Below are 16,270 nucleotides of genomic sequence, written 5' to 3' on the forward strand. Positions count from 1 at the left end.
GAAGCATCGCCTGTGGGCGACCCACCGAGGTAGGGGGTTATGGTGGGCGATGCTTCGCCCCTACGATGGGCGGGGTGGGAGGCCACCGGTATGCCGCGATGCACCCGTAGGGGCGAAGCATCGCCCCCACCAAAAATGGTCGATCCTCCCAGGGGGCGTTAGGGCGATGCTTCGCCCCTGACAGGCGGGCGACCCACCGGAGGTGACGTTGCCCATGCCCTACCCGGAAGCTCAGCGACCGCGATCCAAGGAGACATGCCATGCTACAATAGGTTGAAGATTCGAGCAGTCAGCAGAGCATCGTAGAGCGAGGATCTTGATATGCTTGAGCCGGGTGCGCTCGTGATCCAGCGCTACCAGATCGTGCGCCTGATTGGGCGTGGCGGGATGGGTGCCGTCTATGAGGCGGTGGATCAGCGTCTACGCAATACGGTGGCGCTCAAGCAGATGATCGGCACCTCGATGGAGAATGCCGAGGCGTTCCAACACGAGGCGCGGCTCCTTGCTGCGCTGCGCCACTCCGCGCTGCCTAAGGTGATTGACTACTTTAGCGATAGCTCCGGCTGGTTCCTGGTGATGGAGTTCTTCACCGGGGCCGATCTGGCCGCGCTTCAGGCGCGGCGCGGTGGCCCTTTTCCGCTCCACGATATCCTCGATTGGGCCGATCAGCTTTTGGCGGCGCTGGAGTATCTGCATACCCGCACCCCGCCGGTTCTGCACCGCGACATTAAGCCGCAAAACCTCAAACTTACGCCTGATGGCCAGATCGTGCTGCTCGATTTTGGCCTTGCACGCGGTGCCGATCAGGAATCGAGCTTCTTTGGTTATACGCTTCAGTATGCACCGCTGGAGCAGATTGATGCGAGTGGCACCGATCCGCGCTCTGATCTCTATGCCCTGGCAGCGACGCTCTATCACCTGTTGACCGACCGGATGCCGCCGAATGCGCCGGTGCGTGCCGAGGCGTTGTTGGCCGGGCGGCCCGATCCGTTGCGAGCACTTAGCGATCTGCACCCGGAGGTGACGCCAGAGTTGAGTGCCATTTTTGCCCAGGCACTGGCGGTGCAGCGCGAGAATCGCCCGCCTTCGGCACTGGCGCTACGCCAAGCACTACGCCAGGCGGCGGTGCAGGTGGTGCCTACCTCGGTCGGTGCGGCGGCCTCGGTGCAGCCGCGCAACCTGCGCTCGATCACCGACCCTGGGAGTAGTGCCGAACGGCCCCTCAGTATCGGGTGGGAACAGGTGCGCGATGCGGCGGGGGTGCAGTGTGATTATGTGTTGCGTGAGTTGCAGGGGAGTGCGCGCCGCCTTAGTACCTACCTGCCCGAAACCTATGTCCCTCGCAACATTGAGGCTGATCTGGCCGCCTTTATGGCGGGGCCGGCGGGGGCGCTGCTTATCCTGGGTGATTCGGGGGTGGGCAAGACCTGTCTGCTGGCGCATTGGGTGAGTAAACTACGTGCGGCTGGGGATGCGGTGCTCTTCTACCGTTGTGGTGGTTCGCTTGGCCCCGAAATTGATCGTGAGATTGCGCGTGATCTGCGCCGCGAACTGCCTGAACTCCTGCTCGGTGATCTGCATCAGATTGCCCAACTGGCTGCGGCGGCCCATCGGCGCTTGGTGATCATCTTTGATGGCCTGAACGAGTATCGCAGCGGTGCCCAATCTGGCCCAGAAGCGCTGCTCAAACAGATTGATAGCCTAGTTGGACGAGTGGCTGGCCCACATCTGCGGATTGTGCTGAGTTGTAATAGTGCAACGTGGAAGCAACTTGATCGGGCCGGGGCCACCAACCTCTTCTGGGGAGCCTACCACTACAGCCCCGATGGCGAGTCGGCACTGACCCTCGATCTCTTTGAACCGATGAATCTGGCGCTGGCCTATGAGCGCTACCGCCACTTCTTCCAACTCCAGACTCCGCTGGAGAGCCTGCCGCTCGCCCTGCGCGAGCGCCTGCGTAAGCCGCTGCTCCTCCGCATGATCGCCGAGTCCTACCGTGATGGCCCGGTGGTTCTGGCGGCGCGCGGGCTGAGTTTGGGCATCTTCCGGCGCTTTTTTGATGAGCGGGTACGGCAACGCCGCGAGCAACTCTTTATTGAAGAGTTAGCAGCGGAGATGCTGCGGTTGGGGCAGGCGGCAGTCCCCATCCGCGATCTGGTGCGCAATGACCAACTGCGCCCCGATCTGCTCAATGATGACCCCGACTCGGCCTATACGCGCCTGCTTGATGGCGGTGTGCTGACCGAACTGAGCGGGAATCTCTTCTCCGGCGAGATGGTCGGGTTTACCTATGCGGAGGTCGGCGCGTATGTGTTGGCACGCCACATCCTGCGTGAAGGTGTGGCCCAACAGGGGATCACCGGCGTGATGCGCGGGCTGCTCGCCCAAGCCCGCAGCTTCCCACTGGCGTGGGATGTGGCGCGGACGGCCCTCCTCATCTACCACCAACCCGATGCCTTCGCCGCACTGGCCGAACTCCCCGACGTAGAACCGCGTGAGTTGGTGGTCGAGGCGTTGCTCGAACTCTACGCCGATGAGCCGAATGTGGCCAGCGAGATTATCAAACAACTCTGCCAGCGCGACTCAGAGGAGGCGCGGCGTACCGGCCTCAAGGCGGCCTACTATATCGGCCCACGTGCGCGCGAGATCTTCCTCTGGGCAGCGGCCAAGGGCAAACCCGCGCTGCGTCGGGTGGCGCGTGATGTGCTCTACCTGATCTGGCACAACGACCCCGACTTCACCTATGATCTGCTCAAGGATCTGGTTGGGCGGGTGGGGCCGACGGCGCTGCGCGACCTGCGCAACATTGTGGAGTTCTTCTTTGAACTCTCGGTGGTGATCTATATCAACCACTGCGACCGCCAGGATGTGATTGATCGCACGGTGGATCTCTACTACGAACTGGCCAAACAGCGCCTGCATCTCGACATTATCAATACTGGGATCTTCGGCAAAACGATTGAGGATCTGATCTTTCAGGCAGTGGCGAGCGCCTTCTCGCAGCCGATCCTGGATACGATCATGCTGGCCGAGGTCATGCCGATTGAGCAGTTCTTCGCGCTGCCGAAGAGTGAACGCGCCCTGCTGGTGCAGGCGGCTCCGCTTTTTGATCCGGCCACGCCGTTTGCCGATCACATTGCCACAATTGAGACGTTGTTGCACGGCCAGAATATCTTCTTCAACCTGGTTGGCGTAGCCCAACTGGGGATTCACGCTGCCAGCAACTTTACGGCGAATGAGCCGATCATCCGCGACCTCTTTGAGCGGCTGTCTGGCCCCAGCCGCCTGTGGGTACTGCTCAGTTTCTCGGTACTGATGCCACAAACCCCACCCACCTGGGCGGCGCTGATTGAGCATCTGACTGAGCGCCTCTTCAGCGAACATCCCGATCTGGTCTATGGGGAAAGCCCCAGCATCCTGAATCAGCTCGACATCCTGCTCTTGCCGCTCGGCTTGGCGTATGGCAAGGTCGGGCAGACCATGCCGGTGATCGAGTTGCTGTTGCAGGACGGCATGTTACGCGGCGATGATCGCCAGATTGCGCGTTGTGTGGCCGGGTTAGCGGCGGTGGGCTTCTATCACCCCACCCCGACCTTCCGCCTGCTCGGCGATCTGCTGACTGGCCTCGAACCGAGCGCTTACCCGGAGACACTGCTCACCACCCTGGCCACCATCCGCACGCTCCATCTCGATGCCGCCGATGTCTTTATGCACCGAGTGGGGCTGAGTGCCGACTACCAACGCCAAGTGGCCGCTGCCGCCGACACCGAGCTGGTGCGGCGCTTCATCTACTGGCTCGGCATGTTCAACCAGGTGGTGCATTCCTGCACCTACTACCCCAAGATTCGCCGCCAAATGGCCATGGCCGCCATGGAGATGCTTACCAACGCACGCCAACCGAGCGAGTTCATTGCCGCCTACACCGCCAACGTCTTCCGTATGCTGCGCGAGGCGGGCTTCCGGCTGAGCGAATGGACGACCTGATCGAGGCTATATGTTGTTCACCGCAGAGGACGCAGAGGGCCGCAGAGATAGTGATTCTCTGCGCCCCTCTGTGTCCTCTGCGGTATATTAGTGCGACAAACAGACTGAATAGATCGAAACTTTCTTATGACAACCCGCATCGTCATCCCAGCTTGGTGCATGGATCTCTACCGCTTCACGCGCTTTTCCGCCTTTGGGGCCACGGCGGTGTTGCCGCTCCTCGGTGCGGGGAGCGTCAATCCCGAACTGAGCTTGCGTGACAGCCTGCGCCTGCTGGGGGTTGCGGCCTGCTTCCACAGCTTCGCCTACATCCACAACGATGTCTGCGACCTGGAGCTTGACCGTAGCCAGCCGTTGCGCACCGACTACCCGCTGGTGCGTGGCGATCTTGCGCCCGGCACCGCACTGGTGCTGGCGCTCAGTGCAATTCCGGCGGCCTTCAGCCTCAGCCAAGGCCGTGGGGGGCGCGGATACTTGGCCGCTGCCTGCGTCCTGATGGCGGTCTACAATCGTTGGGGCAAAGCCTGCCCCTTCCCGCCGCTCACCGATCTGGTGCAAGCGCTGGGTTGGGCCAGCCTGATCGCCTACGGTGCAGAGGCGGGCGGAGCGCGGCCCAACCGGCTCACGCACAGCCTGATCGGCTACGAGATTCTGCTCATTCTCATGGTGAACGGCGTGCATGGCGCACTGCGCGACCTTAGCAATGACGCGGCGTGTGGAGCACAGACCACCGCGATCATGCTGGGGGCGAGTGCCAGCCCAGCGGGGCTGCGGATTGGATCGGGCCTGCTCAGCTATGCCGGGGTACTCCAAGCGGCGCTACTCGCGCTGCCCTATTGGGCCATCGCCACCCAGCCACCGGCGACCCAGCGACGTGCCGCCGCAGGCATCACCGCGCTCAGCGCACTCTCACTGGGCCTGCTCATGCGGGCGGCACGCGGCACTATGGTCGCCACCGACGCGGGCATGCTGCACCTGATCCTCCTGCTGAGTACGCCTATCGCACTGGTTGCGCCGGGGCTAGGGTGGCCGCTCCGCGCCACCACCCTGATCGCCCACAGCCTCCCCTTGTTGGCTAATGGGATGACCTACGCAGCGCTGCAAAACATATGACCCTCACCCCCTCGCCCGTTCGCTGCGCGAATAGGCGAGGGGGATGCCGGAGTAGGTGTAAGGGATTTCTTAAGAATTCGGCTCCCCTCTCCTGTGGGTGAAGCCCACGGGAGAGGGGTTGGGGGTGAGGGCCACCGGGTAGCAGGTGAAAGCCCATGAGATGCCGGATCGCATAGCCCCTCTACTCCCGCCCCATACCAGCCTCGGTCAAGAGGCGCGCAAAGCGTTCCATCTGAGTCAGCGCCCGCGCCTGAAGTGTCGAGACATCAGCAATGATCGCCTCGGCCAAGAGCGGATTGTGAGCGATGCGATCACGGGCATGTTCCAACTTCTGCTCGGCTTTGACGAGGAGGTCATGGGCCATGTCCAGGCACCCCTCGGCATCTTCACGTTGTCGTAGTGCAACCATGGGCCATCTCCCATGCACAGGTTTGCCCCTGACAATTGCCATGTGACGGCGGACACGCTCGATGCGGGTTGCCGCATCAGCCAGATAACGGTCGGTATCGGCCATGAGCACGAGGGCAAGCCCTTGATTGAGGGGCACTTTTTGGCGGGCAGTATCAAGCGTGGTCTGTGCCTGAGCTAAGCTCTGGGTCACATCGTTCGCTGTCACTATCGCCTTCCCCCGCTCCTCCTCGACCTCGGCGGGCCAACGACGTGGTAGTGTCGCCATAGTCTACGCGCTTTCGTTCCCGACTCCCTGTGTAGCGCAGTAGTTCATACTGCCGCATCATCGCCTCGCCCAGTTGCCAAAGAATAATTGGCGCTCCTGAAGCAAAGAAACTCAGCCATAGGGTCGTCTCATACGTTCGCCAATCCAGTTTGCTGTGTCGTCGTGCCTCCAAGGCGAGCGGTGCGAGTGATACAACCACCCCACCGGTCACCTCAGCCCATGTGTGATCGGGCTTGATTGGGAAGTGTCGCTCCAGTCGGCTAAGCAGGGTCGCATAGATCATGGATAGGCCCAGCACCTGCAATGGGACGCGCAACAGAACGTTCTCTCCGTTTGTGTGGATATTCCCCTGGAGGATCTCGGTCGACATAATCTGCCTCTTGTTACTAGCTCTGAGGTCTATCATACTACACCTCAGGGCAATTGTACAGTACCTCATAGACCTTGGATTGGCAATTTTGGGAAATTCAAAGGGTGCTTGTTAGGTTGTTATTGGGATGTTGCGCAGGTACTCCTTCGCTGATTGTGCCGCACTGGTCGCAGATGCGGTATTGGAATAGGTTTCCTCCAAATTGCCTTGTTTGGCCAGGAAGGCCCGGCTGTCTGAGAAAACTATACACGATAGTAGAGTTTTTTGCAAGGGGTAAACGGCTCAATAATTGCCCGATAAGATCCTCAAAATACTATCGACAAACAGAAAACTACGTGCTATAGTAGCTCGCGTAGTTCCAGAGAGGCACAATATTGAACCCCTGGATTATCCCAATAAGCACCCAATAAGAACCCATTAAGGATACTGACAATAACCTAAACGGTTCCAACAAGGTGTTTTAGTGGGCCTAGCAAGCAATTTTTGCGTTGATTTGATTGACGATGGAGGCAATCGTATGGTTACGCTCTTCCGGCGCAGTGCGCCACGGCCACGTTCGCGTTCCGCCTCTGGGAGTGCCACTATTGCCAAGCATCGCCTGCGGGCGGTGCTGCGCACGCCGCAGCGCCGCCGGGGTGATGATTCCACCTTGTTGCTGGTACGCCTGCTGCATGAGGATGTCGCGGCCCCTGGCAAGCGGAGGGCTTCGTGATCGCGTTGGCACCAGCTCTGCTTGAGGCGCTCATGGGGGTTGCCAACCGTGTGACCGCAACATTCGGCCCGATCCTGCCCGCGAAGCTGGGTGATTTGACTCAGCCGAGCCTCCGCAATGCCTTTGGCCGTGCCAGCGCTCAGGCGGTAACGCATCTGCGTCGTGAGGTGGCCGATGCTGCGTTGGTGGATCTGTTGCTGGCACTGCTGGCGCATCCTGATCCGTGTGCGGCTCGCTTGCGTGAGTTGGCGGTGGAGGAGTTTTTGCTCGTCCATACGCCCAATCTTGCGCCGTTGATTGACCACTACCGGCGGGTAGTGCGCCCGCTGTCCACCCAGCTTGGCTTGGATCTGCCTTCTTGGCGATGCCTCGCCCCGGCCTTTACGCTCTTTTTTCAGCACTGTTTGCCCGAAGCGCTCGCCGCTCAAGGGCGTCTCCAACCTCACTGGCCGACGCCGAGCCAGCGTAAGACGCTCGATCATGTGCGTCTCAACCAGCCCTCCCGCCCGTTGCTCGATCAGTTGCTGGCTGAACCAAGCCAAACGATTGTGGCGACTCAGGGCGCTCAAATTGCGCATGTCCAACAGACGGTGGTGTATGGCGATCTCTATACCCGCAGCCATCCCGCTCCTACCGATATTGCTGCGCTCTTTGTGCGTTACCGCGCTTTTGTGATCGAGACGTTTGGGACGCTCGATTTTCGTGGCATTATTCAGGTGCAGGCCGCCGCTCGCATCGATCTCGAACAGATCTATATTCCTATCCAGGCGCGGATCGCGGCGGATCGACGCACGCCCCATGGGTTGAGTAGTGCCGTGCCACGCTTACTGCACGAGTATGTGTGTGAGCAGCCCTTTTTGGTGGTGCTGGGTGATCCCGGTAGTGGCAAGAGTACCTTGGTGCGCTACTTGCTCACCCGTTTGGGGCGCACTTCCGCCCACCAGCCCTGTGCGGTTGGTGCCGATTGGTTGCCGATCTTCTTCCCGGTGGCCGCCTTCGCCGATGCGCGTAGCCGTCCTGGTCATGCTGATCTGGCTCCTCTGGCCTACCTGCGCGATTATTATGCCGGGCTTTCGCAGCCCGATTATGGCCCGCTCTTTCTGCGGGCGCTCGAACATGGTCAGGCGCTCCTGCTCCTCGATGGGCTGGATGAGGTGCGAACCGACCGGGGTGGGATTGTGCGCACGCTGGAGGCGTTTGTGCGCGAGTGGGATGCGCAGGGGAATCGTTTTCTCGCTACCAGCCGGAGTGTCGGGTATGCCGATGCGCCGCTTGATCCGCAACTCTTTACTACGGTGGTGATTGAGTCGCTGGATGAAGGCCAGATCAGCGATTTTATCTGGCGCTGGAGCTTGGCCTATGAGGCGTTAGCCGAAGCGGCTAGCCCCGTTGGCGATGATCTCTACTACGAGTTGGTGCGGGATGCGGTGGCTGCCGAGTTGGCGGTGCGGGTTGAACAGCGCACGCGCTCGTTGCGGGCGGTGGTTTTGGCCGATACGAATGTGGCGACGCTGGCGCGCAATCCGTTGCTGCTCACTATTCTGGCGCTGATCCATAACCAGGGGGCGCGGTTGCCCGACCGGCGGGTGGATCTGTACCGGCTGTGTGTCGAGGCGCTCGCGGAGACTTGGAACCGGACGCGCTCGCTCTCTGGGCGCTCGGTTGATCTCTATCTGGGTGATGAGCGGCTTGATGAGCGCTTCGTGGTCAATCTGCTGGGGCCGGTGGCGCTCTGGATTCATCGTGAACAGCCGGGTGGGTTGGTGGATCAGGATGATCTGGAGGCCCATATTGCTGCTACCCTCGTCCAGACCGATGGCCTCCAGCGGCGACGTGCGCGCCGCATGGCGCAGGATTTTGTCGAATTGATGCGCCGCGATACCGGGTTGCTCCAGGAGCGCGGCTACCGCCGCTTCGGTTTTCTGCACCTCACCTTCGAGGAGTATCTGGCGGCACGCGGGTTGCTCGAATCGGTTACTGTTGATGATCCTGATGGCCTCTTCCAGATCTATAGCCGCGAGCCGCGCTGGCGTGAGGTGTTGCGGTTGGCGATTGGTTCGGCTCCGCAGCGTGAGGCGCAGCGTCTTTTGCTGCACCTGCTGGCTACGCCGCCACCACGCGATCACGCGGTGGTGCTGGCGGGTGAGTGTCTGCTCGACATTGGGCATAACGGGGCCAGCCAACGCGCCTGGGAGCAGACGATTGCGGAACTACTGGCGCTGCTGGCCGATCCGGCGACCTCGCTAGAGAGTCGCTTGGCCGCTAGTCGCCTGCTGGGGCAGTTGGGTGATCCGCGCCGCCTTGATGTGGCGAGTGGCGATGCGGTTGCGGGTAGCTATTGGTGCCCGATCAGTGGCGGGGCTTTTTGGTTGGGTGATGAGGGGCTGCAAGCGACGACCCACCGCCCCCGGCTGCACCCGGCTGTGTTGGCGCATGATCTGCGTATCGCCCGCCTCCCGGTGACCAATGCTGAGTTTGCTGAGTTTATCGCCGCCGGGGGCTACCACGAGCGGCGTTGGTGGAGTGAGGCGGGGTGGCTCTGGCTCGCGCATGGCGTGCGCCACCCGGCCTATTGGGAGGATGCCAATTGCCATGCACCTTCCCAACCCGTGGTGGGGGTGGCGTGGTACGAGGCGCACGCCTACTGTACCTGGCTGACCGAGGTGGCGCGGCGGGCGGGTTGGTTGGCCGCCGCTGAGCGACTGCGTTTGCCCACTTCCCGCGAGTGGGAACGTGCCGCCCGCGATACCGATCAGCGGCGTTACCCCTGGGGCGATGCGCCGCCAACATCGAGCCACGCCGCCTACGCCGGGTTGGGGCTGCATGCACCGGCGGCGGTCGGGGCGTTCCCGGCGGGTGCCGCTGCCTGCGGGGCACTCGATCTGCTCGGTAATTGTTGGGAGTGGACGGCGAGCCTAGCTGAGGATTCGGATTCGCCACTGGCCTGCGAGGATGTTGGGCGTGGTGAAACCCCGCTTATCCGGGGCGGCGATCTGCTGCTGGGTGCGCCTGATCTGCGCTGTGGTGTGAGTGGCTGGTACCAGCCCGGTCAGCGGCTACCGACCCTGGGTTTTCGGATGGTGCGGGTCGGTGTGTAGGGGCGAAGCATCGCCCGCCAATCCAGTTCGTATTCCATGCCACATGGTGGGCGATGCTTCGCCCCTACAAGAGGAATCTATGCCACCAACCAATGATCCGATCATCTTGCGTCTGATCTTCCGCCCGCTCACCGGCGGGGCGCTGTTGCGCTGGGAAGCCGATGTGCTGGGGGTGCGCGAGAGTCGCCTGCCCAATCCGTTGCCGCCTGCCGATCTAGGGCTGGTGTTGCGGGCGCTTGATGCGCTGCAAGATCCGGCCTACCCTACCGCATGGACGGTGCAGCAGCAAGAGAGTTTCAGCTTCAGTGCGGATGAGCGCGAACGGCTGAATAAGCTCGGTTTGTGGGCGGGGGGGCGGGTTGCGCCCGATGCTTCGGAGCGGGTCGGGCGGCGGCTCTTCCGCGCCCTGACGCTGGATCAGGCGGGGGCGACGGCTCTTGCTACGATCCGCGATCATGTGGCGGCGTTGGGGCGGACGTTGGGGCTGGAACTCTGTTTTCCACCTACAGCGGTGGAGTTGGCCGCTTTGCCCTGGGAGTTGCTCTGGGACGCGGGGCCAACGCCGCTGCTGCTTAGTCGCGGGGCCAGTGCGACCTGTGTGCGCCGCCTTGATCTGCCCGAAGCTCTGCCGCCACCTCGTGCTCCCCACGGGGCGTTGCGTATCCTCGCCATTTCTCCCGCATCTGGGATCAGTGAGGAGCTGCGCCATGTGGAACGGGTAGCCCGCGAAGTTGCCTGGGAACCGCTGCTCAAGGGCGGGATGGCCGAGATGACCGAGGTTGCCCCGGCGACGCTGGAGGCGTTGGTGGCGGCGATCAACCCCGATATGCCGCCCGACATCATCCATTACTACGGCCACGGGCGCTACCGCGATGGCGTGGGGGCGTTGTTGCTCGACGCGCCGTGTCAGGGCGAAGCATCGCCCACGATGCGCTCGGAACCCCAGGGCTGGGTTGGCGGCGATGCATCGCCCCTACGCACCACAGGGGGTGTCTGGACCCCGGTGAGTGCCCTGGCTCCGCTCTTAAGTCCGGCGGGGATGGTGATTCTGCACGCATGCCAGGGGGCGATGATGGGGGAACACGGCGATCTGCACAGTGCGATTGCCCCGGCGCTCTGCGCGGCTGGCGTGCCGGTGGTGTTGGGGATGCAGTTCACGGTGCGGATTGCCGCCGCCAGTCGCATGGCTGCGGTGATCTACCAGGCGCTCGCCGAGGGGCGCAGTGTTGGGGCCGCGCTGGCCTTTGCGCGGCGGGCGCTCTATGTTGAAGAACCGGAGCGTGTCTCGTGGTATGTCCCTGCGCTCTATGTGCGCTCGCGCACCAGCGGGCCGATCTTCCTGCGTCCGGCAGCACCACCTACTCCCATCCCGCCAACCAAGCGTGCCGCCGCCGCACAACAGGCGATCATCGCCCGCAACGGCGGGAATATCAATGGCCTGCGCATGCAGGGTAGCCCCAGCAGCCGCCAGGTGGTGTTCGCTGAGGGTGGGACGATTCAGGGGGTGGAGATGGTGGGAGGGTAGGAAGCCTAGTAGCGACGCAACATATTGCGTCGCTGGGAGGGTAGGAAGACCTAGTAGCGACGCAACATATTGCGTCGCTGGGAGGGTAGGAAGACCTAGTAGCGACGCAACATATTGCGTCGCTGGGAGGGTAGGAAGACCTAGTAGCGACGCAACATATTGCGTCGCTGGGAGGGTAGGAAGACCTAGTAGCGACGCAACATATTGCGTCGCTGGGAGGGTAGGAAGAACACACGAACGGAAAGGTACCAATGCAGATCGAACGTATCGCGATGAGCAGACCGCATTACCAGACCGGGCGCAAGGGCCGGGTGCGCATGATCGTCCTCCATGCCACGGCGGGGCGCGGGCCGGGCGATCTCAATTGGCTGCGCGCTGGTGGCGATGAGCGCCGCCCGGTCTCGACCCACTACTACATCAGTAAGCAGGGCCGTATTGTTCAGTTGGTGGATGATGCCAACACCGCGTGGCACGCTGGGGTGAGCCGTTGGAATGTGGATGGTAAGCAGGTGAGTGGTTGTAATGCCTACTCGCTCGGTATTGAACTGGAAAACCTGAATAATGGGCGTGACCCCTACCCCACCGCGCAGTATGCGGCGGCGCTCTGGCTCTGTCGCACGCTGGTGGTGCGCCACGACATCCCGCGTAGCCAACTGGTGCGCCACCTCGATATTGCGCCGGGACGCAAGAGTGACCCCGCCGGGTTCCCCTGGCAGCGCTTCGTGGGTGAGGTCTATACCGATCTGGTGCCAGAGACGACAACGCCGCCCGAACTGGTGGCGCAGTTGCAGGCGCATCTGCTCGATCTGGCCTATCGCACGGCAGGCAGTGGCCTCAGCGCGGGCTGGCCCTTCTTTACGATTGCGCAACAGGCCAAACTGGGGATGCCCGTCGCTGCGCCCACCGCCCGCCGCACTGCCGATGGTACCGCGCAGGATGACCAGGATCGCGGCATCCTCTTGGCCGACGCAGGTACGTTCCTCGTCGAGATCTATGCCGGGGATCTGCTCTACGCCCCGCTAGAGGCGCTCGACACCACCCCGCCCGCGCCTACCCAGGTGCAGCGCCTTAGCCAAACGCCTGCCGGGCCGCTGCGTGACGCGCTGCTCGAACTGCTCTTTCGCCAAGCCGACCCGGTGAATGGCTATCGCCCCGACTGGGCGCACCATCAACACGTCCTGAAGAACCTGGCCAGCCTGGGTGTGCCGATTGGCCCCAACCAGCGCCTGACGATCAGTAATGGCACGGCGTATGTTTGCCAGCACTTCGCCTACGATAGCCTCTGCTCGCCCGTGCCGAATTGGAAGACTATCTACCGGCTGAGCGAGTTGAGCGCGGTGGTTGCTGGCAAGCGCCGCATTTCCGGCCTCACTACCGCCCAAGCCACCCTGCTGCGGCGCACCCTGCTCGACAGCCTCTACCGTGAACAGGCCGGGCGGCAGTTTGAAGAACAGGCCACGTTGGTGCGTTACGCGCTCGACACGCAGATCGGTGCGCCGCTGGGTGCGCCCGAAGAACTTGAACTGGGTGAGGCGCACTTCCTACTCATGCCCTTCGCCAAAGATGTGATCGCCTGCCGCCTGCCCAGCGCCGATTGGGCCTACGACCGCCCCGTGCCCACAGGCACCACGATCAATGGCCTCGCCGCCACCCTGGGCGCTGCGGACGAGAACGACATCGGCTGTTTACGTGAATATGTCGCTGGGCGTACCCGAATGCCTGGGACAATCGCGGGGCAACTACTCGGCCAAGCGCTGGCCCACCCGCGTATCCACGATCTCAGCCGCTGGCATGACGCGCCCCAACCACCCCAGGCGATCAGCCAGATTGTTCTCTGGCCGACCCTTGGCCCCGCCGCCAGCGACCTCACCTTGCCAGTGGTGGCCTTCTGGCACTACTACATCCAGTGTGATGGGACGATCATCCGGCTGCGTGATGCACCCGCCACCACCCACATGATCATCGCCAGCGAAGGCGATGTGAACCAAGCCAGCCCGCGCCAGCGCAGCGCCCTGGCCTGGCTGCTGCGCATTCTGCATGCCACATGCGCGTTCGATCTGAGCCAGATTCGGATTGGGGTACCGCGGTAGCGACGCAAAATATTGCGTCGCGTCGCAACGCGATAACCAGATCATAATCATATAGGAGGTTCCCATGCTCCCCTCTGCATTCATCAACCACGAACATACAAGCCCCGGTTTACCCTTTGAGTTGTGTGTTAGTCCCGATTTTTCCGATCTCTTAGCTGAACCAATCACCCACGGCCTGAAGCCGATCACCATCAAGGTGATCGGCGTGGGTGGTGCAGGCGGCAACGTGATCGTCCGCCTGCTCGGCAGCGGCATGCAAGGTGCCGATCTCATCACTGTCAACACCGACTACCAGGCGCTCCAGGTCGCGCACACGGCCACCCAGATCTGTTTGGGGGAGACCACCACACGCGGTTTAGGGGCCGGAGGTGATCCGGCGGTGGGGCAACTGGCGGCTCAGGAGAGCCAGCGCTACCTGCGCCAAGCCCTCGACGGTGCCGACATGGTCTTTGTGGTAGCCGGGATGGGCGGCGGGACGGGGACGGGCGCGGCGCCGGTGGTGGCCAAGATCGCCCGTGAAATGGGCGCACTTACGGTGGGGATCGTCACGCGCCCCTTCAAGTTTGAGGGCAACCGGCGCGCCAACGTGGCCGAACAGGGGATCAGCCAACTGCGCACGGTTGCCGATACGATCATCACTATACCGAATGACCGGATCGTGCAGGCATCGGCGCGTACCACTTCGATCACCCAAGCCTTTGGCATGGCCGACCAAGTACTTCATTTTGGCATTCAGGGAATCATAGACCTGATTACCCGTCACGGTATGATCAACGTGGATTTTGCCGACATTCGGACGATCATGAGCGAAGCTGGCTCGGCCCTGTTGGGGATTGGGGTGGGCAATGGGGCCAACCGCACCGCTGATGCAGTCCGCCGCGCCATGGCATGCCCGCTGCTGGAGGGACGCATCGAGGGGGCCAGTCGGCTGCTACTCAACATCGCCGCCAATGACGATATTGGCCTCTTCGAGATCCATCATGGCGCAGAGATGGTCGCCAAGGCGGTTGATGCGAATGCCAACATCATCTTCGGGGCGATGATTGACCCCAGCCTGCCCCCCGGCATGGTCAAGGCAACCCTGGTGGCCACTGGCTTCCGCGCCACCCCGCCACCCGACCCAACCAAGCCGACGCGGCTGCTCAAGCGCATCGCCCCGCGCCAACCCAGCGTCCCGATGCCCCCCAGCCCACCCGCCCAACCCCATATCCCACCCGTCACCCCAGCGGCAGCGGCCAGCGCAGCGGCTCAGTTTGACGTGCCACCCTTCCTGATGCGGGCCAATCGGCGTCATGAGCCATGAGATCATCCCGTAGGGGCGAAGCATCGCCCGCCATGGAACAGAGGAACCCGAAGGCGCTTGGCGGGCGATGCTTCGCCTCTACTAATTACCCCAATCTTGTGAGAACCCTAATGCATCAACTGAATCTTTGTCGCACCGACCCTATCGTGGCCATGATCTACGACCGCTTCAGTGCAAATATGGTGCGGGTGCCCGATTCGCGCATCCGCCCGCTCTCGATCATTGCGGCGCGCCACGGGCGCAATGCGTGGCGCGGTAGCCTGCTGCCGCTGCTCAGCAACCCACGTGCCTTCGGCATCCGCCCGGAGACCTCGCAACTCACCGATGTGAGCGGCAAGCGTTCGCGCCGCGTCACACTCGATCTGGGGATGCACATTCTACGTGGCTTCCTCAAGGGATTCGGGTTGCCCTCCGCCGACCTAACCAGCAACGTGGGGCGCGCCACCTACCTCAGCTTCGCCTTTCCCAATGTGCGCCGGGTGGCCTACGATCTGGGCGCACTGGGCTGGGCGCTCGCGGGCCAGCAGATTGATCGCGGCAACCCCGCCGCCGCGATCTTCTTTGGCGATCAGCGTCACGAACTGCTCCTAATCGACTCGGTGCTGATCAGTAACCAGATCAGTGTCATCTTCACCAACGAACGCGGCCAACAATCCGATCTCGATGTCTCGGCGCTGGCCAAGATCTTTGCCGGTGCCGAAGCGCACAGTAAAGGTGAAGGCGAAGCCGAGATCATCCTCAAGAGCGAGAAGGAACTCACCTTCGCCTTCACCTGTGTGCGTCTCTTCCTCGATCACACGGGCGCGATGACCGCCATGCCGCCCGATCACCTGCTGCGCACGCTGGGCATCCCCGACGAGCCACCGCCTCAGGTGCGTTACAGCCCGGATCGGGTCTTGTTGCATGCCCAGCCGGGGTTGGTGATGTTCGATATGTAGGGTATGTGCAACGTCACCTCCGGTGGGGGTTCGGGGACGGGGCATGACGGGGGATGGTGGGGCATGGCGGGGCATGGTGGGGCATGGCGGGGGATGGTGGGGCATGGCGGGGCATGGCGGGGCATGGCGGGGCATGGTCATGGTGGGGCATGGTGGGGCCGGGGGATCATGGAGGGGCGAAGCATCGCCCGCCAACATGTGTGGGGTTTCCCCGGCCATCAGGTGGGCGATGCTTCGCCCCTACGGGATGGCGGGGCATGGCGGGGCATGGTGGGGCATGGTGGGGCCGGGGGATCATGGAGGGGCGAAGCATCGCCCGCCAACATGTGTGGGGTTTCCCCGGCCATCAGGTGGGCGATGCTTCGCCCCTACGGGATGGCGGGGCATGGTGGGGCATGGTGGAACCGGGGGATCATGGAGGGGCGAAGCATCGCCCGCCAACATGTGTGGGGTTTCCCCGG

At 62.7% G+C, this 16,270-nt stretch carries 9 protein-coding genes; 8 read left to right on the top strand and 1 reads right to left on the bottom strand.

Annotated features, from left to right (window positions below; translation table 11 throughout):
• The first annotated feature begins 321 nt into the window (after positions 1–321).
• On the top strand, positions 322–3,984 hold the full coding sequence (locus tag EKD03_RS16745) for a protein kinase domain-containing protein (RefSeq protein WP_129633366.1): 3,663 nt from the start codon (positions 322–324) through the stop codon (positions 3,982–3,984).
• Positions 3,985–4,110: 126 nt separating this feature from the next.
• Positions 4,111–5,097, top strand: coding sequence for a UbiA family prenyltransferase (locus EKD03_RS16750; protein ID WP_129633368.1), 987 nt, complete (start codon positions 4,111–4,113; stop codon positions 5,095–5,097).
• 181 nt (positions 5,098–5,278) lie between these two features.
• On the opposite strand, the gene EKD03_RS16755 is transcribed toward EKD03_RS16750, so the two are convergent.
• A complete protein-coding gene (locus tag EKD03_RS16755) occupies positions 5,279–5,773 on the bottom strand; it encodes a hypothetical protein (RefSeq protein WP_129633370.1) in 495 nt (164 codons plus the stop codon).
• Between the two features lie 887 nt (positions 5,774–6,660).
• Between EKD03_RS16755 and EKD03_RS16760 the strand changes: the two genes are divergently transcribed.
• The 6 genes from EKD03_RS16760 to EKD03_RS16785 all read left to right on the top strand — a co-directional run bounded on the left by EKD03_RS16760 (position 6,661) and on the right by EKD03_RS16785 (position 15,809).
• Positions 6,661–6,855, top strand: coding sequence for a hypothetical protein (locus tag EKD03_RS16760; protein ID WP_129633372.1), 195 nt, complete (start codon positions 6,661–6,663; stop codon positions 6,853–6,855).
• Entirely contained in the window at positions 6,852–9,953 is a 3,102-nt protein-coding gene (locus EKD03_RS16765) for an NACHT domain-containing protein (RefSeq protein WP_129633374.1), read from the top strand. Before EKD03_RS16760 ends, EKD03_RS16765 begins: the two co-directional genes overlap by 4 nt.
• Before the next feature lie 79 nt (positions 9,954–10,032).
• A complete protein-coding gene (locus EKD03_RS16770) occupies positions 10,033–11,478 on the top strand; it encodes a CHAT domain-containing protein (protein ID WP_161569296.1) in 1,446 nt (481 codons plus the stop codon).
• A gap of 251 nt (positions 11,479–11,729) precedes the next feature.
• Entirely contained in the window at positions 11,730–13,568 is a 1,839-nt protein-coding gene (locus EKD03_RS16775; protein WP_129633378.1) for an N-acetylmuramoyl-L-alanine amidase, read from the top strand.
• 64 nt (positions 13,569–13,632) lie between these two features.
• Positions 13,633–14,871 (top strand): cell division protein FtsZ, encoded by a 1,239-nt coding sequence (gene ftsZ / locus EKD03_RS16780; protein ID WP_129633380.1) that lies wholly within the window; start codon positions 13,633–13,635, stop codon positions 14,869–14,871.
• A gap of 110 nt (positions 14,872–14,981) precedes the next feature.
• Complete coding sequence (locus tag EKD03_RS16785; RefSeq protein WP_129633382.1) at positions 14,982–15,809, top strand: gasdermin; 828 nt, start codon at positions 14,982–14,984, stop codon at positions 15,807–15,809.
• The last annotated feature ends 461 nt before the right edge of the window (positions 15,810–16,270 follow it).

This window comes from Candidatus Oscillochloris fontis (assembly GCF_004138135.1).
In the GTDB taxonomy this organism is placed as follows: domain Bacteria; phylum Chloroflexota; class Chloroflexia; order Chloroflexales; family Chloroflexaceae; genus Oscillochloris; species Oscillochloris fontis.